The organism is Paenibacillus canaveralius (genome assembly GCF_047238265.1).
Taxonomy (GTDB): Bacteria; Bacillota; Bacilli; order Paenibacillales; family NBRC-103111; genus Paenibacillus_F.
The window spans coordinates 1,591,167-1,611,492 of the sequence record NZ_JBDFMM010000001.1 but is presented as its reverse complement, the minus strand read 5'-3'; the positions used below and the strand labels follow the sequence as shown (position 1 = coordinate 1,611,492).

Here is a 20,326-nt window from a genome sequence, read left to right as displayed (position 1 = left end):
CAAATCCGGATAGGAAGGATGATGGAAATGGAAACCGTAAAACTGTCTCATATCGTGAAGACTTACACCCCGGAGCTTTATACGTTTTTAACGCGTACGGAACTCAATTCCGAAATCGTCCTCGTGAACGGACTTCAGTCTCTGGACCAGGAAGATGTAATTGAAATTGTACAGTTTAGCATAAACGAGAACCGCAAAAACGCTCTCCTTCAATAAGGAGGGCGTTTTTTTCATATATTCACAAAAAAGTAGCAAATGAACTGGATTGGTGTCCCATTACATGGTATGATAAGGGCACGATTGAATAGCCTGGTTGCATGCCGGCATCGAATTGGAGGTGCATGTAATGAATTTTTTCTCTCCATGGCATTTACTGCTCGTTGTTCTAGTTGCTTTACTGCTTTTCGGACCAAGCAAACTGCCTGAACTTGGACGCGGCTTCGGACGTATGTTCAGAGAATTCAAGGACGCGACTAACGGTCTCGTTTCCGACGAATCGAACCAAGCGGCTCCGGCGCGTAAAGAAGTTAACACTACTTCTTCCGTTGAAGAAGAAGCGCGGAAATAGTTGCACACCCCCACTTTATACACAGAAGACTCCGCGTCAACGCATGCAGGGTCTTTTTTATTTGAACTGAAAAAGGACCGGCGAGAGAGTTCTCCTGCCGGTCTTTTTTTTGCGAGAAGCTTTTGCAGATTGTAAGATCCGGGTGAATCGTTCCGGCGCTGTTCAGCGCAAGCCGTGCCAGTTCCCCTTGGATGCCTGCTGCCAGCGGCCCCTGATTTCGGCGATCGCTTCGATCGGAAGCGGCCCCCTGGAGAGGAATGCCGCATTCTCCTCCCATCGTCCCGGACGCGTAGTTCCCACGATGGCCGTATGGACACCGGGCACCGAGAGGGTAAACCGGAGCGCATAAGCGATGGCTTCGGGCACGGCTTCATTCAGAAAATGATACCGCAGCTGCTTCAAGCGCTCCCAATACTCGTGGTGATAGCTGTCGGCAGGCTTCTCTCCCGTCCGCCAGGCGGCGTTAGCAAGGGGCCTCTTCGCGATGACGCCCATCTCCCGCTGCCGGGCTTCCGGAATCGTCAGCTCGATCGCCTCCTGATCCGCTATGCTGAGCGACGTCTGGAGCGTGTCGAACAACCCCGTCCGCACGGCGTAGAGCGCGGCCTGCCCGTCTCCGCTGCAGCCGATAAAGCGCGTCTTCCCCTGCTGCTTGAATTTCTGCAGAAGCTCGATCACTTCTCCCCGGCGCAAAATCTCCTCCGGGCAGCTGTGAAGCTGGAGCAGGTCCACATAGTCGGTATTCAACCGCTTCAGGCTGCGGTCGATGCTTTTTTCAAGCATCTTCAAATCCCAGTCGTCTTCTTGAAAACCGGCCCCGTGGCCGATTTTTGTAAACAGGCTGAATTCGGACCGTCTGTGCGAGACGGCTTTTCCGATCAATTCCTCGGAATCTTTGTAGCACTCTCCGGTATCGATGACGGTAAGACCCGCGTCCAAGGCATCGCCCAGCAGCTTTTCGACCGTTCTCAGCTCAATGCCCTGGAACCCGATTTCGGCGCCTCCGAATCCCAGCGGGCTTACCTGCAGGCCAGTCCGGCCCAAAACTCTATTTTCCATTCCGGTGTCTGACTCTCCTTTCAATCTTAAACGGATTTACGGAAAGTCTCCGTCATGGACAGGAAGTAAGTGACCGTCCTGAGAATACGCTCGCGGATTTGGATCGTTTCAGGCTCGCCCTGCCCGTTAAACGCCCGGCCCGCACCCCCGATGGAAATCCATTCGGGACAGTTAATGCCGTGAAGGTTGCGTACAACCGTCTGGAGCTGCTGAAGCGAGCTGACTCCGACCGCTCCGCCCGCGGAACTCATCGAAAGCACGACTTTGCCGTCCACGTATTGGGCGTCCATGTGGTCAAGCGCGTTTTTCAGCACACCGCTCATGGCTCCGTGGTATTCCGGCGTAGCCAGAACGATGCCATCCGCTTCCATAACCGCTTTTTTCATATGTACGAGATTCTCGTCCTCGACTACGCTCGGATCCGGGCTGTAGAGCGGGACAGGCTGTTTGTACAGGTCGACCAGGGTCACTTCCGCCCCTTTTTCCGTCAATACCTGCCCGACATAGGCGCTTAATAACGTCGTGCTCGCCCCTTCACGATTGCTGCCGCTAATAATTACGATTTTCATTTTACGCTCCCCCTCTTCTTAAACCGGACTCTCGACGGCGGATTCGATCACATACCCCGCGCCGTTTCCAACCCGTTTCTTCTCAATGATCGTCGTCTGCACGACTTCAGGCGCCACTGTGAAATGGCGGACAAGATGACCTTCTACCGCATCGAACGCTTTCGCGTCCGTTTCGGCCACAACAATTAGATAAGCCAGGCTTTCTTTGAGCTCCAGCTCTACTTTGTATAGGAACACCTTTATACCCTCCTTCTCCCACCGATTAACTCGGCATCTCTGCAAGATTCCCTTTATGTTACCAAATTGTCAAGGATTTGCCTAGATGGGCCCCGACTCTCTTTCGGCTCTCTTTCGGCTCTCTTTCGGCTCTCTTTCGGCTCTCTTCCGGCTCTCTTTGGTTTTCTTCTCCACCTGTTTTGTTTAAAATAAAGGAAAGGAGCTGACCGCCTATGCTGAACATAACGGCCATAACCAAAATGGACTTGACGTATTTGCAAGAGCATCTGCCCGAAGATCTGAAGAATGCCGTCTCTCTGGAGCAGTTTCCGACTGCCGAAGAAGCGGGCGACAGACTCGCTTCCACGGACATTCTTCTCACTTCCGGAGCTTTTCAAGACGACTGGCTCCCTCAAATGCCCAAGCTGCGCTGGTTCCAGACCCTCTCGGCCGGTGTCGACAAGCTGCCCCTGCAGAAGCTGGAAGCGAAAGGCATCCAGGTCACCAACATGAGCGGTGTCCACTCTATCCAAATGAGCGAATATGCGCTGTCGGTCATGCTCGATTTTGTCCGCCGGACGCACACACTCCTGGAAAACCGGAAGAACAAGGAGTGGGACCACCGGATTCGTACCGGAGAGCTTCACGGCCAGACGCTGGGCGTTATCGGCACGGGAGCGATCGGTTCCGAGGTAGCCCGCAAGGCGAAGGCTTTCGACATGAAGGTTATCGGCTACAGCCGATCCGGCCGGGACAGGGACCATTTCGATGAAGTGAGAAAAGGACGGGGCGGACTTCAGTCTCTTCTCCGCGAATCCGATTTCGTCGTCGTCATCGTTCCCGCCACCGCCGAGACGGAAAACCTGATCGGGGCCGGAGAACTGGCCCTCATGAAGCCGTCGGCGTTTCTCGTCAATATGGCCCGCGGCAGCGTAATCGACGAAACGGCCCTGATCGAATCGCTGCGGCAGGGAACACTTGCCGGCGCCGCGCTGGACGTGTTCCGGGAGGAACCTCTTCCCGCGGATTCCCCGCTCTGGGAGATGGAGCAGGTTGCCGTCACGCCTCATATCGCGGGAAACACGCCGAAATATGTGGAGCGCTGTGCGGAAATCTTATTTCCGAACATCCGCCTTTTCATCGAAAATAAGCCGCTGATCAACCGGATCGATCCGGGCCACGGCTATTAATCGCGGTTTTGCACCGGATCTCTGCCGGATAGGACGGCATTAGGGCCGCATTCATCACAAAAAGCCTTCCTTCCCCATATGCCCTCAGGGCACCGGAGAAGGAAGGCTTTTGTATAAGGAGACGTCCCGGCACGCCGGTCATCTGCATCGCCGGATTACTGCGACAGGCGGAGCGCAAGGTTGTAAAGCTCCATGTTGAACGGACGTTTCGTGTTCACGACAAGATCGATATCCGTCGCGACGAGCTCGCCCTTGATCACGCCGCAGGATTTGCCGGAATCGCCTTCGATAAGTCTGCGTACGGCGAAGTCTCCGAGGCGGCTTGCCAGAATACGGTCCGTATGGGTCGGCGTTCCGCCGCGCTGAATGTGGCCGAGGACGGTTACGCGGGCATCGATGCCGTTATGCTCCATGATCTGGCGTGCGATATCGTCGCCTTTGCCGGCGCCTTCCGCAACGAGAATAATGCTGTGACGCTTGCCGTGGGCGAAGTTATCGCTCATCCGCTTCGCGATTTCCTGGCAGTCGTGAGGCACTTCGGGCACAAGGATAGTCTCGGCGCCGCTCGCGAGGCCCGCGTACAGGGCGATTTCGCCGCAGTGGCGGCCCATGACTTCGACCACCGAAGAGCGCTCATGCGAAGTCATCGTATCGCGCAGCTTGTTAATCGCGTCTACGACGATGCTTACAGCCGTGTCGAATCCGATAGTGAAGTCGGTGAACGCAATGTCATTGTCGATGGTTCCCGGAAGACCCATCGTTTTGATTCCAAGCTTGCTCAGCTTGTTCGCCCCTTGATAAGAACCGTCTCCGCCGATAACGATCAGACCGTCGATGCCTCTCTTGCGGAGATTTTCCGCCCCGAGCTGCTGACCTTCCGGCGTCATGAATTCTTTGGAACGGGCCGTCTGCAGAATCGTTCCTCCGCGCTGGATAATGTCTCCTACGCTTCTGAGGTCCATTTCCGTTATGTCGTTATTAATCAGCCCCTGGTAGCCGCGCTGGACACCGAATACCTTCACACCGTGATAAAGGGCGCTGCGCACGACGGCGCGTACGGCTGCGTTCATCCCTTGGGAGTCGCCGCCGCTTGTAAGAACTGCGATGGATTTAACTGCTGTCATTAAAGTTCCTCCTTGCTTATCTATGAGCAATATAATGAGAGATCAGGACGTTTTGCGGATCACAAGGCTGTTTATCCAGAAAAACAATCGGCTGATCGTACTGTCTTTCATCAAATTCCGGGAAATTTGCCGGACGACCGGCTGGTCTTTCACTTTAGGATCGGACAAATAAAGGGCAAGCAGCCCTTCGATAACCATCCGGTGGAACGCGGCGTCTTCCAGCTTCGAAGTGCCTTCCTTGGCCTGTTCGGCCACATAAGCGATCCGCCGGATCGTTTCATCCATATCCCCGTAGTAAAAGCAGAAATTCAAATCTCCGCCGACACGGTCTTCTTCCTGGTCGATGAGATAATCAAGCAGAATATGAAGTCCGCATACGTAAGGAAAATAGGCGCTTTTGATCCCATCCACCCGCTGCCGGTCCAGATTGCGGTCGGAAGCCGCCGCGAACAGCATAAACATGCCGAGCGTCGATCCGGTGGCTGCCGAAAACTCGTTCCAAGTCAAATCCGGGTAGTTCGCGCTGTGTCCGGACCACCAGTCCAGCAGAGCTTGTTCGCGTAATTCGGGGGAAATGTGCTTGTATACCTGCAAATCGCAATACAGCCCCACAAGCGAACGGACCGCATCGGCCGCCAGCCCGTAGGAAGGAAGCTCGGCGATCCTTTGCTGGCAGGTCTGCACGAGTTTGACCAGATAGCCGTTGTCTTCTTTCTCAAGGCGGTAGGCATAATAATCGTGAATGGGAGCCGCCGGGTCAACCGCATCCAGCATGGATTGATGCAGCATCCTGAAATCCTGCGGGTCCAGCGAAGTGCTGCGGTCGCATAAGTTATCCAGATAATCGCTGATGGTCTGGAACGCGACAATCAGTGAAATGAGCACCTGCCTCATTGGCAAATTGATTACCGCATAAATGGCGCCGCCCTGGCAGTGAAACTGTTTGGATGTCATGCTGGCAATCGCCTGCGTCCGCAGTTCCTCGTCCGGAATCCGCTCGGCTTCGCGGCGCCAGCCCTCCAATTCCCGTTTAACGCCCGGAAGAACATATTTGTACACCCGGTACATCAGGCCCAAAGGCCCCCGGGGAACGTTTAAAGATGGTTTATTCGGCAAGTTCAACGAGTTCTCCTCCATCACACTGGCGATAGCAGTAAGCAAGCAGCAGTTTGAATTCCAGGTATTGGATATGGGTGAGCCAGGCTTCGATGTCGGGATTCTGCAGCAGGGTAACCTGAAGCTCGACGGCATCCGCAAATACGGAGGAATTCCATTCCGGAGAAGTAACAAGAACGTCAATCTTCGCTTTCATCGCTTCATGCTCTAACGCCCGCAGCCCCGGCTGGCGGTCCAGAAAGGACCGGACCTCGTTGACCAGGTCGGTATGAATCGGATGGTTGCCCGCGTCCTGCAGCCAATACTTCGCGTTGCTGTAGTCGCCTTCCATCCGGTGCATCAGCCCGTGCCAATAGCTTCCGGTTTCATTTGTAATGGACTGGGAAATTTCATGACTGTTGTCAAGACTCTCATTTAACAGATAGAGTCCCGATTTTAGCGCCAGTGCATAAGGTTCTTTATCTGGATTGTCTCCGCTTAAAGCGGAAACCTGAAGTTTGTCGATCCGGACATCGATCAGCGAATCCCATTCTTCGATCGGGTACAGCGAAGGCTGTCTTCCGAGCAGAGGTTTGGCGATCAGTCTGATCCACGACGGCTTCTCATTTTCTGTTGGCACCTCGAGCACTCCTTCCTGCGGCTCAGACCTGGCGCTTCAGATCCAATCTCAATTTTTCTTTCTATCTTACCAGAATTACGGAGCATTTACACCTTGTCTCCTACCGCCGTCTTGAAGCGGCAAGATCCCGTGCATATCCGTGCAGAGAGAAAATCACCGGAAGGAACCCTCTGCCGTTAACCGTGTATCTTGCTTTCCACTTCCTGATTCGTCCGGAACCAGAGATGCAGATCGTTAATGGCACTGGCCAGATCGGCGATCTGCGAATTAAGCGTACATGAAGCCGGAAAATCGTCCTCGATGTTCAGCCTGTTCTGTTTGGCGATAATTTGCCCTTCAAGCTGCTTGATCCGGTCCGGGATCGTTCCGCGTATTTGTTCCCATTCAAGCAGAATAGTTTCTCTTTCCTCCAGAGAATACTCTTCCCACTCCTTATCGAACTCGGGGACCGCTATTCCCAATCGCTCGTCAAAAATAAAACGGCAGGTCACAAGGCACCCCCTTCAGCTTAATCCGGCGCGTTGTCTGATAATCTTAAGTTCTAATGTATCACGAGGCACCGTGACCTTTCCACTACAAGTTAACGGTAATTTGCGCCCTGCCGTTACCCGCATCCTACTCCAACCCGGTTATACCGGATATGACTTTTGTCATGGATCCGGACGGTGATAGGAGTCTTTCGGCTATGGTACCGTTCTTAACGGCTTTTTTCGGGGCTATGCCACCGGATTTGTTCATATATGAGCAACCGGCCTAAGCAGCCGCCCCTATTCTCCTTGCCACTGCCGATAACGATCGAATGCTCAATTGCGCCTCCGCCTCCGGCGTCCGTATACTGAATGGAGAGAATACGGGACGCCCCTAAGGCGTCCTCTGTTTTTTACAGAACAATGAAGCAGGTGGATGCGTTGAAAAAACAAAATGATTTCGTCCTTCGCGGATTTACGTTTTCCTATTATATGATGATGGCCGTTATCGCCTCGTTCTTCCCGCTTTATTTCGATTCGCGGGGCTATTCCAAAGCCGAGATCGGACTGCTGTACTCCATCGGACCGATGGTCAGCATCTTCGCCAACCTCGTCTGGGGATTCGCAAGCGACCGGCTGCAAAAAATCAAGCCGATTATGATCACCCTGTACGTGGGTCAGCTTGTTTTCGTCGTCTCCATGTTCGGAACCGATTCCTTTACCGTTCTTTACGCCCTGATGGCGGGATTTTACTTCTTCCAGCAGCCCGCCCAATCCCTGAATGACAGCCAGCTTCTGCTGCACGCCAGCCAGACGGGAAAGAGCTATTCCTCCTTCCGGATATTCGGCTCCATCGGCTTCGCTTTCTCGGCGCTTTTTTTCGGGCTCCTTATAAAAGAAACTAATATCGGCCTTACTTCGTCTATTAGTATAGCGGTTATTGTCATCGGGCTGATTTTCACCCTCGGCCTGGTCGATACACGGGTTGCTTACAGCAAAATGGACTTTAAGGGCATGGGAAAAGTGATCGGTTCGCCCCGGCTGCTGATTTTCCTCCTGCTCGTCCTTATCATGTCGATTTCGCATCGGATCAATGACGGCTTTCTGGCTCTGCATCTGCGAGAGCTGGGAGCCTCGGACATGACGGTCGGTACGGCGATGATGGTTTCGTCGCTAAGCGAAATTCCGGTGTTTTTTCTGCTGGGCAAATATGGGAACCGATACAAAGAGCTGCCGCTTCTGGCCATTGCCGGGTTTATGTACGCCATCCGCTTCCTGATCGTCAGCCTGTCGGATCATACCGGCTGGGTTCTGCTTGCGCAGACTATGCACAGCGTGACCTTCGGCATTTTCTTCGTCACGGCGCTGCGCTATCTCGCCCAGATCATCCCGGATGAGTACAGAGCGTCCGGCCAGGCTATTTTCGCCGTTACGTGGTCCGGCCTTGCGGGAATCATCAGCGGAAGATTCGGCGGCCTGATCTATGCGGATTACGGAAGCACGGTCCTCTACGGAATCGGATCGGGCCTTGCCGTTGCGGCTGCGGCCGGATTCCTCGTGTTCCATGCCCGTTTGAACGCGCTGGAAGCCAGATTAACTGCTATTTCAACGAAAAAGGAGGATTCGCATGCTTGAGGTAAGCGGGCTTTCGCATACCTTTCAAAGCGGTACGGAACAGTCCCAGGTGTTGAAAGACATCAATTTTACCGTGAACAAAGGAGAAATCGTAGCCCTACTCGGAAGCTCCGGCTCCGGTAAATCCACGCTGCTCAACCTGATGGCGGGACTTATGAAGCCGACGGAGGGCAGCATTCTCATCGCCGGCCAGCCGATCGAGCGCATGAGCGAAAACAAGCTCGCCGAATTCCGGCGCCATCATATCGGATTTATTTTTCAATCCTATGAGCTCATCTCCCATTTGACCGTCCGGGAGAACGTCGAGCTTCCGCTCGTCTTTCAAAGCGTCAGGCCCGGCGAGCGGCGCGAGCGCGCCATGAGTCTGCTTACGCAGGTCGGACTGGCGGAGAAGACGGAACTCTTCCCTTCCCAACTGTCCGGCGGACAGCAGCAGCGCGTATCGATTGCGCGTTCGCTGATCACCCGGCCTCCCGTCGTCTTTGCGGACGAGCCTACGGGGAATCTGGACACCAAAACCGAGAAGGAGATCATCGACCTGCTGCTCGAATTAAACCGCACGCTTCAGCTTACGTTCATTATCGTCACGCATGAACGCGAAGTGGCGGCCAGAACACAGCGGGTCATTCAACTGAAAGACGGCCGGCTAGTCGAAGACAGCGATTATCTGCACGGCGAAGAAGAAACGGCGGCGGCACTGGCCGGTGAAGCTCCTGAGGCGCTCACAGAGGGTACCGCATTCCGTTCAGAGCCAGCCGGAGGTGAGCGGCCATGAAGATACGCGATTACATGGGGCTGGGCTGGGACCAGCTCAAACGGCGGAAGGTCGTCACCGCTCTGTGCGCGCTCGGAATCTCTATCGGGTCCGCCGCTATCGTCGTCGCCCTGGCCGTAGGGGAATCGGCTTCCCATTACAGCGAGCAGCAGATGAAAGCGTACCTGAAAACCGATGAGATTACGATCAGGAGCGACCAAAGTCAGGAACAGGGGTCAGGAGACTCCGCTCCGGACAAATCCGGATCCGCAGCCGGTTCCATTACAAATCAGAAGCTCGATCTGATCCGCACGCTGCCGCACGTCAAAGCCGTCGCCAGTTTTCAGCAGGTCGGACACTTCTTCTTTAAGGTCGACGACGGCAAAATCGGCAATTTCGAGCTGGTCGCCACGGACTTGGATACGCTCGAAAAGTTCGGACACGAGTTCCAGCAGGGCGGTCCCTCCGATATCGAAAACACGATTATTTTGAGCCCCGGCGCCACCATGGGACTTCTCGACGAAGAAACCATGAAAAACCGGGAGCGTCAAATGCGGGCGAATCAGAACGATCCGTCCGTCTGGGAAACGTTCCGCGAATTCGATAAAATTCCGACATCCCTTTACCAGAAAAAAATTACGCTCACCATGGAACACCCTGGCGCTTCGGCTGGCAAAGCTCAGGCACAAATTCCCGTGCGGGTCGCAGGCGTCTTGAAAAAAGGGGAAAGTATGCCCAATAACATGGTGATGTATGACAAAAAAGGATACATATCCCATGCTTTGGCCAAACAAATCCGCGAAGCCGTCAAAGCTTCCGCACCGCCGGACAGCGAAACCGCCAAGCGGATGGGCTCAGGCGAATCTTACTCGGAGGTACTGGTCAAAGTCGACAATTCGAGCCAGATACAAACCGTCGACAAACAGATTCAGAAGCTCCGGCTGAATACCCAGAACAATCTTCACCAGGAAGAAAGAATGCAGGGAGAATTCGTGATCATCCGGGTCGTCTTTCTCGGCGTCGGGCTGTTCGTCCTGTTCATCGCCTCCATTTCCATTGTAGTTGCCATGACGATGTCCACGTACCAGAGACGACGGCAGATCGGCATCATGAAGGTGCTCGGAGCGAACCTGAGGCAGATCCGGAATATGTTCATCGTAGAGTCGGCGCTTCTGGGGCTGCTGGGCGGAATTCTCGGCATTATGCTGTCCTACTGGGTCGTCTGGGGCATTAACGCCCTGACCTTCATGATGGGCAAAAATTCTGCGGGCGACGACACCCAGATCTTATTCATCTCCACGTGGATTCTTCCCGTCGGTCTCTTCTTTGCCATTATGACCGGGGTTCTCTCGGGGATATATCCAGCAGTCAAAGCGTCCAAAACCGACGCCCTTACGGCAATCAAACGCGAATAGGAGTGAAAACGGTAACGATGAAGAAAAAAGTGTGGGCAGTGGCGGCGGCGGTTGTCGTCATAGGAATCAGCGTGTTCTTATACATAAAAAGCCATCCTCAAACAGGGCCCGATCCCGCCGATATGGCGATGAACAATCCCCTGTCTTTTAAAGTCACCCGTGAAGAACTGATCGGCTCTATTGAAGTGAAGGGCAAATCGTCTTATGAAAAAGAAACCTGGGTGCACGCCCCGTTTAGCGGGGATATCGTAAAGTGGAATGTAACCGACGGCGCCCAGGTCAAAAAGGGCGACTCTCTTTTCATTCTCGACAGTGCGGCAATCGATGCCGAAATCGTTCAGATGCAGGCCAATCTGAGAAAACAAGACCTGGAATCGCAGCTCGCCAAATTCCAGGAACGCTCCGCCGAAGCTCCCGCAGGTTCCGGCGAATCGGGCGGCATGTCGGAAGCGGATGCCAAGAAACGCTATGTCGATGCCGAAAGCGCCAAAATCCAGGCACAGCTTAATACCATGAACCGCGAGACGGCCCAGACCCAGTTGAGTGAAAAACAAAAGATGCTTGCCAAAGCGAATTTTAAAGCACCGGAAAGCGGTATTTTCCTTTTCGAGGATTCTTCTAAAATTCCGCAGGCGCTTCAAGCCAATAACCGGATCGGCAAAATTGTCGATTTGTCCAAGCTGGAGTCTGCTCTGCTATGTGGGAGAATTCGATGTTTTCCAAATTAAGCCGGATATGCCCGTTGTGGTCAAGATCGACGCCCTCCCCGACGTTCCGCTGAAAGGTAAAGTCAAGCAAGTGTCCAAATTCGCCAAAACGGGAACGGAAGCTGCCGCCTCGGCGACAGCCCAGTTTGAGGTTATCGTCTCTTTGGAACCCAACGACCGGCTTATCGCGGGCCTCAGTTTGACGGGAACCATCGAAACGGCCCGCAAGGCAGACGCACTTGTCGTTCCTACCCTTGCCGTACAGCGCGATAAAGACAAACATTTCGTTATGCTTGAAACTCCGGGCGGCGTGGAGCGCAAAGAAATTGCGATCGGCATGGAAACCGCCGATAAAACCGAAGTGGTCAGCGGCTTGAACGAAGGAGACACCGTCGTCCTTCAATAACAATGCGGACGGAACGGAACGCCTGTCCATCATCGGCTCTCCCTATGCAAACTTCCGGATTTGGACTATAATTAGGAGAAGATATTAGTACCAAGTCTTAAGGACAGTATCCAGGAACCAGCGGAAAGTAGGGACTGTACGCATGAACTATGAAGATTTCAAATCCATCGTGCTCGAAAGACGGAGCGTCCGGAAATTCACGCAAGACCCTGTCTCGGTGGAGGACGTACGCGAACTGATTGACTGCGCCAGATTCGCACCGAGCGATACCAACTCACAAACATGGAAATTTATTGCCGTCATGAACGGTGAACTCATCAAAACCATCGAAGACGTAACATGGGAAGAACTTCACAAACGGGCAGCCGCTGCCGAAGAACGCGGGCTGGCCCGCGAAAGCCGCCTTCTCGTCAAATCTTTCGGACCGTATGCGACCGCGTTCTCGGGCGCGCCCGTGCTCATTATTTGCCTGGCCACTCCTTATGAGTCCAAATTCCGTGCGCGTATTTTCGATCCGATCGGACTTGTCGAAAACTCCGTATGGGATGAAGAGGGAATCAAAAGTTCCTGCCTCGCGGCCCAGAACCTGATGCTGGCGGCTCATGCGCGCGGCTTGGCGACTTGTCCCATGACAGGGCCGGTCCTCCTTGCCCAGCACAGGCTGCGCGAGCTTCTCCCGATCCCGCAGGAAGCGCAGGTCAATATGGTCATCGCTCTCGGTCATCCCCAGGAGCGTCCGGGCAAGCTGGCCCGTAAAGAAGTGGACGAGATTCTCGAAATTATCAGCTGACCGGACCCGGCGCAGCAAAACCTTTAAAGCCTCCCTTTCCAAGCCGGAAACCGGGAGGCTTTCTTTTCGGCCTTTTGTTTTTCGGTTTTTCTTTTCGGCTTTTCTTTTCGGTTTTTACATTTAATTCTATGTTAACGAACTACCGGAGGCGGTCATTATGGCACAATTACCCGTACTTACAGCAGAACTTGCAAAACGTCTGGAACAGGCGGAAACCGCCTTCTGGACCTCGCGCATAGAAGCTATCGGCAGCCGCGAAGGCAATCCGATGGGCGTTCATACGGCGCGGTTCGGACAGACAAGCGCGGTTTGCACGGAGGGGATGCCCTGGCCCTTGTTTAACACCGTCAGAGGCCTGGGCCCCGAAGATGTCGGAGAGCTCGGAAAGATTCTTCATTTTTACGCGGAATACGGCCGTTCCTGCACGTTTGAACTCACTCCCGGCAAGACGGATAAGTCCGTTACTTACGCTCTGGCACGGCAAGGCTTTTATCAGGAAGGCTTTCATGCTTATATGTACGGCCTGCCTGAGCCTATCGCTCCCGTACTTCCGCCTCACATCCGCATCGAACCGATAACGTCGGCCGACCGGTTCGACCTTTACGGGGAACTGCACTGCGTGGGGACGGGAATGGATGTAAGCGCGAAGCAGCATTTTATCGATAACAACATCGTGCTGCTTAACCGGCCGGGATGGCATGTGTACGTGGGCTACGTGAACGATGAGCCCGCCGGAGTCAGCGTGATGCACATCGACGGCGATATCGCCTCCTTCACCCTGGCCGCGACAGTACCGCAGCACAGAAGCCGCGGCCTGCACAGCGCCATGCTTCAGGTGCGCATGCATGAGGCTGCCAAACGGGGCTGCCGCCTCACGGCCGCTCAGGCCTCCTTCGGCAGCGTGAGCCAGAACAACATGGAGCGTGCCGGAATGAGGCTCGCCTATACGCGCGCCGTCTGGAGCGCTCTGGGCGAGTAGCCTCGCTCGGCGGCGGGTCTCGCTCGGCGGCGGGTCTCGCTCGGCGGCGGGTCTCGCTCGGCGGCGGGTCCCGCTCGGCGGCGGGTCCCGCTCGGCGGCGGGTCCCGCTCGGCGGCGGGTCCCGCTCGGCGGCGGGTCCCGCTCGGCGGCGGGTCTCGCTCGGCACAAAAAAAGAGAGCAGATCGGCTAAAGCCGCTGCTCTCTTTTTTGTGTCAATTACCCGGCCGCATGCCGCTCCGCTCGTCTGCCGCCATTCCAGGCTTGCCCGGCCAGAAGGCCGCTCTGCCGAGCAGAAGCGTAATCGTCGGCACAAGAAACGGACGGACGATAAACGTGTCCAGCAGAACGCCGACCGCACAAATGACGCCGAACTGCACGAGTACTTGAATCGGCAGCACGGACAGAACCGCAAACGTACCTGCGAGAATCAGTCCCGCCGAAGTGATCACGCTGCTGGTCGAGCTGACGCCTATCCGGATCGCTTCTTTCAGCTTATGCGTTTTGCTTGCTTTCCAGATACCCGATACCATGAAAATATTGTAGTCTTCACCCAAAGCGACAAGGAACACGAACGCATAAAGCGGAATCAGTCCCTGAATCGCTTCGGTACCGAAGAACGTGTGCAAAATAAGCCAGCCGGCTCCAAGAGCCGAGAAGTAAGACAACAGGACCGTCGCCATCAGATACACCATCGCTACGAGCGAGCGGAGATAAACCAGGAGCAGCAGCGCGATAATTCCGATTACAATCGGTATGACTACCTTCGTGTCTTTGCTCGTCACTTTCTCGGTATCGTACTGCTCGGCGGTTTGTCCCGAGACTCGGACAAGGGAAGCGGTGTCCGTAACTCCCGCATCTTTGAGGGAAGCTTCCGCCGCCGCGTAAAGATCCGGAATGTGATGAATCGATTCCAGTTCGAACGGATCATCCTTGAACAGCACATCGTATGCGATGATGTCAGGATTTGTTTTTCCTTTTACAGGCTCCGAGACGGAGTCCACGAAAGAGAGCTCCTTCAGTCTGGCTCCCGCGTCCACATTTTTCCCGTCCGTATCCACCATTACTTTGGCCGGAGCCAGAGTGCCCGGGGAATAGTGTTCCGAGAGAAGCGTGAAGCCTTCTCTGGACGACATCGTCTCCGGAAAAGAAGAAAGCAGATTAAACGTATATTTGATCTGGGACGAAAAACCCGCCAGCACAATCAGTACGACCAGACTTACCGCCAGAATCGTCTTCGGCTTCCGCGTCACCATATCCCCTAATATTTCGCTCATACGGCCTACGGCACGCTGCCCGCGGACGGGTTTTCCGCGCTTCGCTTCCTTAGCGGCTCTCTGTTCCGGCGTCAGCGGAGCAAAAGGATAGAAAGATTTCCGTCCGAGTATGCCCAGAATCGCCGGTACGAGCGTCAGGCTCGCTGCGGCCATAATAAATATCGCCAGACTGAACGGAATGGCAAACCGGTGATTGGCCCCGTATTTGGCGAAAAGCAGCGCCAGCATCGAAACGATAACCGTCAGCCCGCTCATGCCGATCGCGCCCCCCGAACCGAGCAGCGCTTCTTTCAAGGCAAGATGCTTGTTATCATGCTCCAGAAGCGCCGTCCGGTAACGGGTTGCAAAAAACAGACAATAGTCCGTTCCCGCCCCGAAAAGCAATACCGTCATGATGGAGATCGACTGAGCGTCCACCACGATCCAGCCAAGCTGCGCCAGCTTCCCGAGAATCGGGGAAATAACGCCGTACGCGAACGCAACCCCGACAAGCGGGACGATTGCCATAACCGGCGACCGGTACAGCAGAATAAGCAGTACGAGCACGAGAATGACCGTTGCCATCAGCAGCGAAAAATCCGCTCCTTTGAACAAGTCGTTCGCATCCATGGAGATCCCGACGGGACCGGTAATACGCGCGATCAAGCCGTCCCCTTTCAAATCTTTAACGGCAAAAGGATCGCTTCCCGTTACGGAGGCCGTTATCTCTTTGAGTGTTGCCGCGCTTTCTTTCAACACTTTGGTCTCCGTTTTTTCTTTAAACGAGACGGGTAACACGATTGTGGTTCCGTCCTTGCTCACGGACTGCTTCAAAGCCGGCAGCGGCACTTTGTCAAAAGGGGCCACCGAAGTCTGTTCCGGAAGCGGCGATGCCGCCAGCTGGCCCGCTATTTTTTGCAAAGCCCCGAGATCTCCTTCGGTCAGCCCCGCCTGCCGGTAAAAGACAACCAGCGCCGGTATGCCGCCGTTTGCGGGAAACTGCTCTTTCTCAAGCGCCGCGGCCTGTACGGAGAGCGAATCCGCCGGAAACTGATCCGCCCCGTTATTCTCCTGGCTGTTGACACCTGGCCACAGGACGCTGAGCAGAACGGTCAGCACGATCCAAACCGCTACCGTAACCCACTTGCTTCTGGGACCCGCCACCTTGGAAAGCATTCCCTCCATTAAGGACGATGATTTCATTGACACATTCTCTCCTTTTATCCGGATATTTAAAAGCCCTAAGTACCTTCCCTGTAGCGGAAATCTTTCATGTCCGTTATAATTATATATACTGGTCAGTTAATTAATCAACCAAAAGTTTTCCGGTTCCCGCTTCTACCCCGTTTTTTAGAGCCGCTAGACTATTCCTTAAGGCGCATTAAAGGAGATCACTTCCCGGTTTGTGGTATAATACTTTTTAATGAGCTTCTCAGATTCCCGTTTTGAAAGGATCACTGCCTATGTCTTCAACTTCCCGAAAACCTCCCGGAAGGCCCCGTTCCAGCGAACAGGCGGCCCCTGTTTCCGACCGGATTCTCCAAATAGCCATGCACGAATTTATCCGCAGCGGATATGATGCCGTTTCCATGGATGATATAGCAAAAGCGAGCGGCGTCACTAAGGCGTCCGTTTATTATTATTTTCCGTCCAAAGCCGTACTCCTCACCGAGTCGACGATCCGGCTTATGAATGTGGTGCGGGCGGCCACGCTGAAAATTCTCCAGAAACCTCTTCCTCTCCGGGAACGGCTGCTGGAAGTAACCTATAATCATCTTCAAGCCACGACGAGCTTCGATTTCGAAGGCTTTATGAACAAAATCGAAACCGTACTTACTCCGGAGCAGACGGAAAATATGCGAAAAGCCGAGCATCAGCTTCTGGAAGCTCTGGCCGATGCCTTCGCAGACGCCTCCGAACAGGGCGAAATCGGCACCGCGGATTCCTGGCTCGCGGCGCGTTCTTACATGGCCCTGCTTATGGTCGGACACAGCAAACAGCCTGACGGTACGTTTACCTATCCCGACAAGCGGCTCGCCGCCGATAAAATCGTCGGTATGCTCTGGAGCGGCATCGGAACCGATCCGTCATGAGCCGTTAGGTACGAATTTAGACCGCAAAAAAGACAGTTCCCAATCTTTCGATCGGGAGCTGTCTTGGTTTGCTATGACACTATTTATAAGAAGGTGGTTATCCCTGGATCTTATAACTTGGTGACGTTAGCTGCTTGAGGACCGCGGTTACCATCCGTGATCTCGAATTCTACTTCTTGGCCTTCGTCAAGAGTTTTGAATCCATCGCCTTGAATAGCGGAAAAATGAACGAATACGTCTTCGCCGCCTTCTACTTGGATGAAGCCATAGCCCTTCTCTGCGTTAAACCATTTAACTGTACCTTTCAAGTGAACAACCTCCTAAATGTATCGCCATCTATGGCGAATATCGATATTATATCATCCTTTGTCTGCCAGTTCAACTGCCAGAAAGGCGTCAATCTGCAACTTTGTGCAAAGTCAAGTAGTCCTTCGAACCCGGGATAAAAGCGAGCCGCGTCGGCCTATATTCGGCGGTGACGCCCTCTGCGGCGAGCTCTTCCAGCAGTGCGGGAAGCTGAGGATACGGCTCTCCGCCGAACGTCAGCAGCGGATATATCCGCACTTCTCCGCCCGGTTTACAAACCCTCAGCAGTTCTTTCATCGCCTGGAGGTGAAATTCCGGGCTGAACTGCTCCCCGTACAGAAACAGGAAGTGGCTGCACAGCACAAGATCGAACTCCCCTTCCGGGTGAGGAAGCTCCGGCAGCGAAGCCGCCGTATATCTCTCTTCGCGGGAAACCGGGTTTGCGTAATCGGCGGCGAAATCCGCGAATGATCGATTGCGCAGTTCCTTCAGAAGCTCCGGGTCCCCGTAGAAATCCCACTTGTACATGTGCCTTCTCTCCGTCAGCTTGGCAATAAACCGGTCGATCTCCTCCAGGCCCAGCCCTTCGATTTCCGAAGGCTCCATTGCATACAGGGGATCTGCCGCGCAGGCGTTGATTCCCCTGCGGGATGCCTCCACCGTAAACGCCGAAGCGCCGGCGCCGGTATCCAGCACGCGCTTGCCCCTCAGCTTTCCGGGCTCCAGATCGAACATACGGACGTATTCCTCAAAATTGCGGCATGTCATAGCGACACCCGTCTGGTCATAAAAGCGTTTTGTCTTCATCTCAACTGCACTCTCCTCTTCTCGGCTCATCTCGGCTAACCTGATTTGCCGTCCCCTGTGGACGGCGCTTTACGGACAAGTGGCGGCGGCTCTCTGTATGCCCCATCCATCTTTTTCCATAAAGATTGAAAGTATTGTAGCATCTCCGCCCGGTTTAGGCTAGTGAAATTTTCAATTCCTTATGCTAAAGTAAGATGCAAGCGGTTGGGGCATTCTTACCTTTATATTCGTCCCTCATCCTTCAAACCAGATTAAAGGAGAATTCTCATGTCACACGTGATAAAAAAACATATCATCTTCAAAAGAGACAAATGGAATATGGTTACGGTCGAAGTGAACGGTTCCCGGCTTGTCGCCAGGGAAATTTCGGATCAATGGGGTGAAGACACCCATACTTTTCTCAGCCGGCCGGCCTTGATGCAGTGGGCTCAGGATAGATTCCCGCGGGAGCGTTTCGAAGGAACCGATGAAGAATATGACGCCATGATGGAAGCTTTCCGCAACGTCTGAATCAGGCGAACAAATGTCTTGACGTTTTTGCGGCAGGCGCGGTATACTGAGCACAGAAAACTAAATGTACGGGACAGTCAAAGGGGAGTAGCTTCTACAGTAAAGTCGTCAGTTCGGGTTGGATAACAACAGCCCCGGCTTTATTGGCAACGTGAGTTGTTAGCAAGACCTTTGCCAGCACGCTGGTAAAGGTCTTTTCTTCTTCGCTGGAGAAAAATGCCTTTACCGGTTAATTCGGTAAGGCATTTTTTTTGTAGGCTGCTGCCGAATTAGAAGTCCCTGACTTGCAAACCCTATTTCAAGATGAAGGAGTGAACTCACTATCATGGACTGGTTCTCAACAGCATCCTTACTAACCCTGCTCAACATCATTATCATCGACTTGGTGTTGGCGGGAGACAACGCCATCGTCATCGGGATGGCCGCCAAAAACGTACCGAAGAACCTGCAGAAGCGGGTCATCCTTTGGGGGACTGCAGGTGCGGTCGGTATCCGCGTAATCGCGACCGTCCTCGTTGTGTATCTGCTTCAAATTCCCGGACTGCTCTTCGTCGGCGGTCTGCTGCTCGTCTGGATCGCGCTCAAGCTCCTCACGGATAAAAGCGATCATGACAATATCGCGGCTAAAAATACAGTCGGAGCTGCGATCACTACCATTATCGCGGCCGACGCGGCAATGGGCATCGACAATGTGATCGCGATCGCGGGTGCGGCTCACGGGCATATCGGTCTCGTCATTATCGGACTGTTGGTCAGCGTGCCGATCGTCGTCTGGGGAAGCACGATCTTCATCAAGGTCGTCGACCGGTTTCCGATCGTCATGTACATCGGCTCCGGTGTGCTCGCCTATACCGCTGCCAAAATGCTGACGGAAGAAAAATTCATCATGCACGATTATTTCTCCGCTAATCCGCTTGTAAAATGGCTCTTTATCGCCGTTGTTATCGTCGGGGTGCTCGTGACCGGTTACGTCGTGAAAATGTCGGGATACTCCGTTAAAATCAACGACCGCGGCCAGCTTACCCTTCCCAAGCATGTGGGCCACCAAGCCAACATTGCACCGGAAGACCGGTTCACCGTACAGTCGGACCCGAGCGGCCGTCTCGTCTTCGTCAAGGTGGGACCGGATAACGATCCGAAGTCCGTTAAATCCGCCGGCTGACAACCCGTTTCCGTATACCGAGAAACTACCGGACCCGCCCCTTTCCGCTGAAAGGCTGGCGGGTTTTGCGCGTCAGCCGGAAAAGAGGGAAATCGGCCGCATGAGGCGAAGTTGTATGACATACTAGTAAAAATGCTTAATGGCAAGAGGTGAACGTATTTTGGGAATTTCAAATGATGCACTTCTCTTTATCATCGCGGGTTTCGCTTTCGCACTGCTTGTGCTGTACTCCCGCAACCGCATACCGGAACAGCTGCGCAGGCCGATGGCCATTTTCGCGCTGATTCTGGTGGTCTGCTCTTTTTCGCTGGTGGTCGTATCTCTCTTCAAGTTAGGAATGGCGGGGTAAACGCGGGCGAATTTACTTCGCAAACGCATTCCCCTATAATGATAATTAATCTTCCGATCGGTCATACTAGACGGGATTCCCGAAAAGTCCACTGGGAAAATCCGTCTGGGGAGCGTGAAACCGTATGCGCCTCTTACCGATCGCCCTTATGGCCGGATTGCTCGCGTCCACGCTGGTTCCCGGCAGCGGCGCACATCCGGCCGCCAATCCGAAATCATCTGTCAGGAGGGTT

The 20,326-nt window shown here is 54.0% G+C and carries 24 protein-coding genes; 14 read left to right on the top strand and 10 right to left on the bottom strand.

Translation table 11 applies throughout. From position 1 onward, the window contains the following. Window positions 1-27: 27 nt before the first annotated feature. Both ABC395_RS07485 and tatA read left to right on the top strand, forming a co-directional pair. Window positions 28-216 carry a hypothetical protein gene (locus ABC395_RS07485; protein WP_413001976.1) on the top strand — a complete coding sequence of 63 codons (189 nt, stop codon included), beginning with the start codon at window positions 28-30 and terminating at the stop codon, window positions 214-216. 130 nt (window positions 217-346) lie between these two features. Beyond that, window positions 347-568 (top strand): twin-arginine translocase TatA/TatE family subunit, encoded by a 222-nt coding sequence (gene tatA, locus ABC395_RS07480; RefSeq protein WP_413001974.1) that lies wholly within the window; start codon window positions 347-349, stop codon window positions 566-568. A gap of 162 nt (window positions 569-730) precedes the next feature. Here tatA and ABC395_RS07475 read toward each other — a convergent pair whose 3' ends face one another. The 3 genes from ABC395_RS07475 to ABC395_RS07465 are packed head-to-tail and all read right to left on the bottom strand — an operon-like array spanning window position 731 to window position 2,433. Then, on the bottom strand, window positions 731-1,627 hold the full coding sequence (locus ABC395_RS07475) for an aldo/keto reductase (protein ID WP_413001973.1): 897 nt from the start codon (window positions 1,625-1,627) through the stop codon (window positions 731-733). A gap of 26 nt (window positions 1,628-1,653) precedes the next feature. Then, window positions 1,654-2,196, bottom strand: coding sequence for an NADPH-dependent FMN reductase (locus tag ABC395_RS07470; RefSeq protein ID WP_413001971.1), 543 nt, complete (start codon window positions 2,194-2,196; stop codon window positions 1,654-1,656). An 18-nt stretch (window positions 2,197-2,214) separates the two neighbouring features. Then, window positions 2,215-2,433 (bottom strand): DUF3906 family protein, encoded by a 219-nt coding sequence (locus ABC395_RS07465; protein WP_009675021.1) that lies wholly within the window; start codon window positions 2,431-2,433, stop codon window positions 2,215-2,217. 212 nt (window positions 2,434-2,645) lie between these two features. On the opposite strand from ABC395_RS07465, the gene ABC395_RS07460 reads away from it, so the two are divergent. Then, the gene (locus ABC395_RS07460; protein WP_413001968.1) at window positions 2,646-3,602 is read left to right on the top strand and encodes a D-2-hydroxyacid dehydrogenase; all 957 of its coding nucleotides are present in this window, start codon (window positions 2,646-2,648) and stop codon (window positions 3,600-3,602) included. Between the two features lie 155 nt (window positions 3,603-3,757). Here the strand turns inward: ABC395_RS07460 and pfkA are convergent, their stop codons facing one another. The 4 genes from pfkA to ABC395_RS07440 all read right to left on the bottom strand — a co-directional run bounded on the left by pfkA (window position 3,758) and on the right by ABC395_RS07440 (window position 6,952). Continuing rightward, the gene (gene pfkA, locus ABC395_RS07455) at window positions 3,758-4,726 is read right to left on the bottom strand and encodes a 6-phosphofructokinase (RefSeq protein WP_413001967.1); all 969 of its coding nucleotides are present in this window, start codon (window positions 4,724-4,726) and stop codon (window positions 3,758-3,760) included. Between the two features lie 42 nt (window positions 4,727-4,768). Further along, a complete protein-coding gene (locus ABC395_RS07450; RefSeq protein ID WP_413006700.1) occupies window positions 4,769-5,794 on the bottom strand; it encodes a tetraprenyl-beta-curcumene synthase family protein in 1,026 nt (341 codons plus the stop codon). 37 nt (window positions 5,795-5,831) lie between these two features. Continuing rightward, window positions 5,832-6,461, bottom strand: a complete 630-nt coding sequence (locus ABC395_RS07445; protein WP_413001965.1) for a hypothetical protein — start codon at window positions 6,459-6,461, stop codon at window positions 5,832-5,834. Between the two features lie 176 nt (window positions 6,462-6,637). Further along, window positions 6,638-6,952, bottom strand: coding sequence for a hypothetical protein (locus ABC395_RS07440; protein ID WP_413001963.1), 315 nt, complete (start codon window positions 6,950-6,952; stop codon window positions 6,638-6,640). A gap of 417 nt (window positions 6,953-7,369) precedes the next feature. On the opposite strand from ABC395_RS07440, the gene ABC395_RS07435 reads away from it, so the two are divergent. The 7 genes from ABC395_RS07435 (at window position 7,370) to ABC395_RS07405 (ending at window position 13,614) form a co-directional block, all read left to right on the top strand. After that, a complete protein-coding gene (locus ABC395_RS07435; RefSeq protein WP_413001961.1) occupies window positions 7,370-8,563 on the top strand; it encodes an MFS transporter in 1,194 nt (397 codons plus the stop codon). Then, window positions 8,556-9,338 carry an ABC transporter ATP-binding protein gene (locus ABC395_RS07430; RefSeq protein ID WP_413001959.1) on the top strand — a complete coding sequence of 261 codons (783 nt, stop codon included), beginning with the start codon at window positions 8,556-8,558 and terminating at the stop codon, window positions 9,336-9,338. Before ABC395_RS07435 ends, ABC395_RS07430 begins: the two co-directional genes overlap by 8 nt. After that, a complete protein-coding gene (locus ABC395_RS07425; RefSeq protein ID WP_413001958.1) occupies window positions 9,335-10,732 on the top strand; it encodes an ABC transporter permease in 1,398 nt (465 codons plus the stop codon). Before ABC395_RS07430 ends, ABC395_RS07425 begins: the two co-directional genes overlap by 4 nt. A 17-nt stretch (window positions 10,733-10,749) precedes the next feature. Continuing rightward, the gene (locus tag ABC395_RS07420; protein WP_413001956.1) at window positions 10,750-11,460 is read left to right on the top strand and encodes an efflux RND transporter periplasmic adaptor subunit; all 711 of its coding nucleotides are present in this window, start codon (window positions 10,750-10,752) and stop codon (window positions 11,458-11,460) included. Continuing rightward, entirely contained in the window at window positions 11,432-11,845 is a 414-nt protein-coding gene (locus ABC395_RS07415; RefSeq protein WP_413001954.1) for an efflux RND transporter periplasmic adaptor subunit, read from the top strand. The genes ABC395_RS07420 and ABC395_RS07415 overlap by 29 nt, the downstream gene beginning before the upstream one ends. Window positions 11,846-11,987: 142 nt before the next feature. After that, window positions 11,988-12,635 (top strand): nitroreductase family protein, encoded by a 648-nt coding sequence (locus ABC395_RS07410; protein ID WP_413001952.1) that lies wholly within the window; start codon window positions 11,988-11,990, stop codon window positions 12,633-12,635. Window positions 12,636-12,792: 157 nt separating this feature from the next. Beyond that, complete coding sequence (locus tag ABC395_RS07405; RefSeq protein WP_413001950.1) at window positions 12,793-13,614, top strand: GNAT family N-acetyltransferase; 822 nt, start codon at window positions 12,793-12,795, stop codon at window positions 13,612-13,614. 212 nt (window positions 13,615-13,826) lie between these two features. On the opposite strand, the gene ABC395_RS07400 is transcribed toward ABC395_RS07405, so the two are convergent. Beyond that, entirely contained in the window at window positions 13,827-16,070 is a 2,244-nt protein-coding gene (locus ABC395_RS07400; protein WP_413001948.1) for an MMPL family transporter, read from the bottom strand. 260 nt (window positions 16,071-16,330) lie between these two features. Here ABC395_RS07400 and ABC395_RS07395 point away from each other — a divergent pair, with 260 nt between their 5' ends. Beyond that, window positions 16,331-16,960, top strand: coding sequence for a TetR/AcrR family transcriptional regulator (locus tag ABC395_RS07395; protein WP_413001946.1), 630 nt, complete (start codon window positions 16,331-16,333; stop codon window positions 16,958-16,960). A gap of 110 nt (window positions 16,961-17,070) precedes the next feature. On the opposite strand, the gene ABC395_RS07390 is transcribed toward ABC395_RS07395, so the two are convergent. Together ABC395_RS07390 and ABC395_RS07385 are read right to left on the bottom strand one after the other, a co-directional pair. Beyond that, a complete protein-coding gene (locus ABC395_RS07390) occupies window positions 17,071-17,268 on the bottom strand; it encodes a cold shock domain-containing protein (protein WP_009675016.1) in 198 nt (65 codons plus the stop codon). An 88-nt stretch (window positions 17,269-17,356) separates the two neighbouring features. Next, on the bottom strand, window positions 17,357-18,073 hold the full coding sequence (locus tag ABC395_RS07385) for a class I SAM-dependent methyltransferase (RefSeq protein WP_413001944.1): 717 nt from the start codon (window positions 18,071-18,073) through the stop codon (window positions 17,357-17,359). A 267-nt stretch (window positions 18,074-18,340) separates the two neighbouring features. On the opposite strand from ABC395_RS07385, the gene ABC395_RS07380 reads away from it, so the two are divergent. The 3 genes from ABC395_RS07380 (at window position 18,341) to ABC395_RS07370 (ending at window position 20,094) form a co-directional block, all read left to right on the top strand. Beyond that, on the top strand, window positions 18,341-18,583 hold the full coding sequence (locus ABC395_RS07380) for a hypothetical protein (RefSeq protein WP_413001942.1): 243 nt from the start codon (window positions 18,341-18,343) through the stop codon (window positions 18,581-18,583). Between the two features lie 325 nt (window positions 18,584-18,908). Beyond that, window positions 18,909-19,745 carry a TerC family protein gene (locus ABC395_RS07375; RefSeq protein ID WP_413001941.1) on the top strand — a complete coding sequence of 279 codons (837 nt, stop codon included), beginning with the start codon at window positions 18,909-18,911 and terminating at the stop codon, window positions 19,743-19,745. 160 nt (window positions 19,746-19,905) lie between these two features. After that, window positions 19,906-20,094: a hypothetical protein gene (locus ABC395_RS07370; protein ID WP_042230884.1), complete on the top strand. Its 189-nt coding sequence runs from the start codon at window positions 19,906-19,908 to the stop codon at window positions 20,092-20,094. Window positions 20,095-20,326 lie beyond the last annotated feature (232 nt).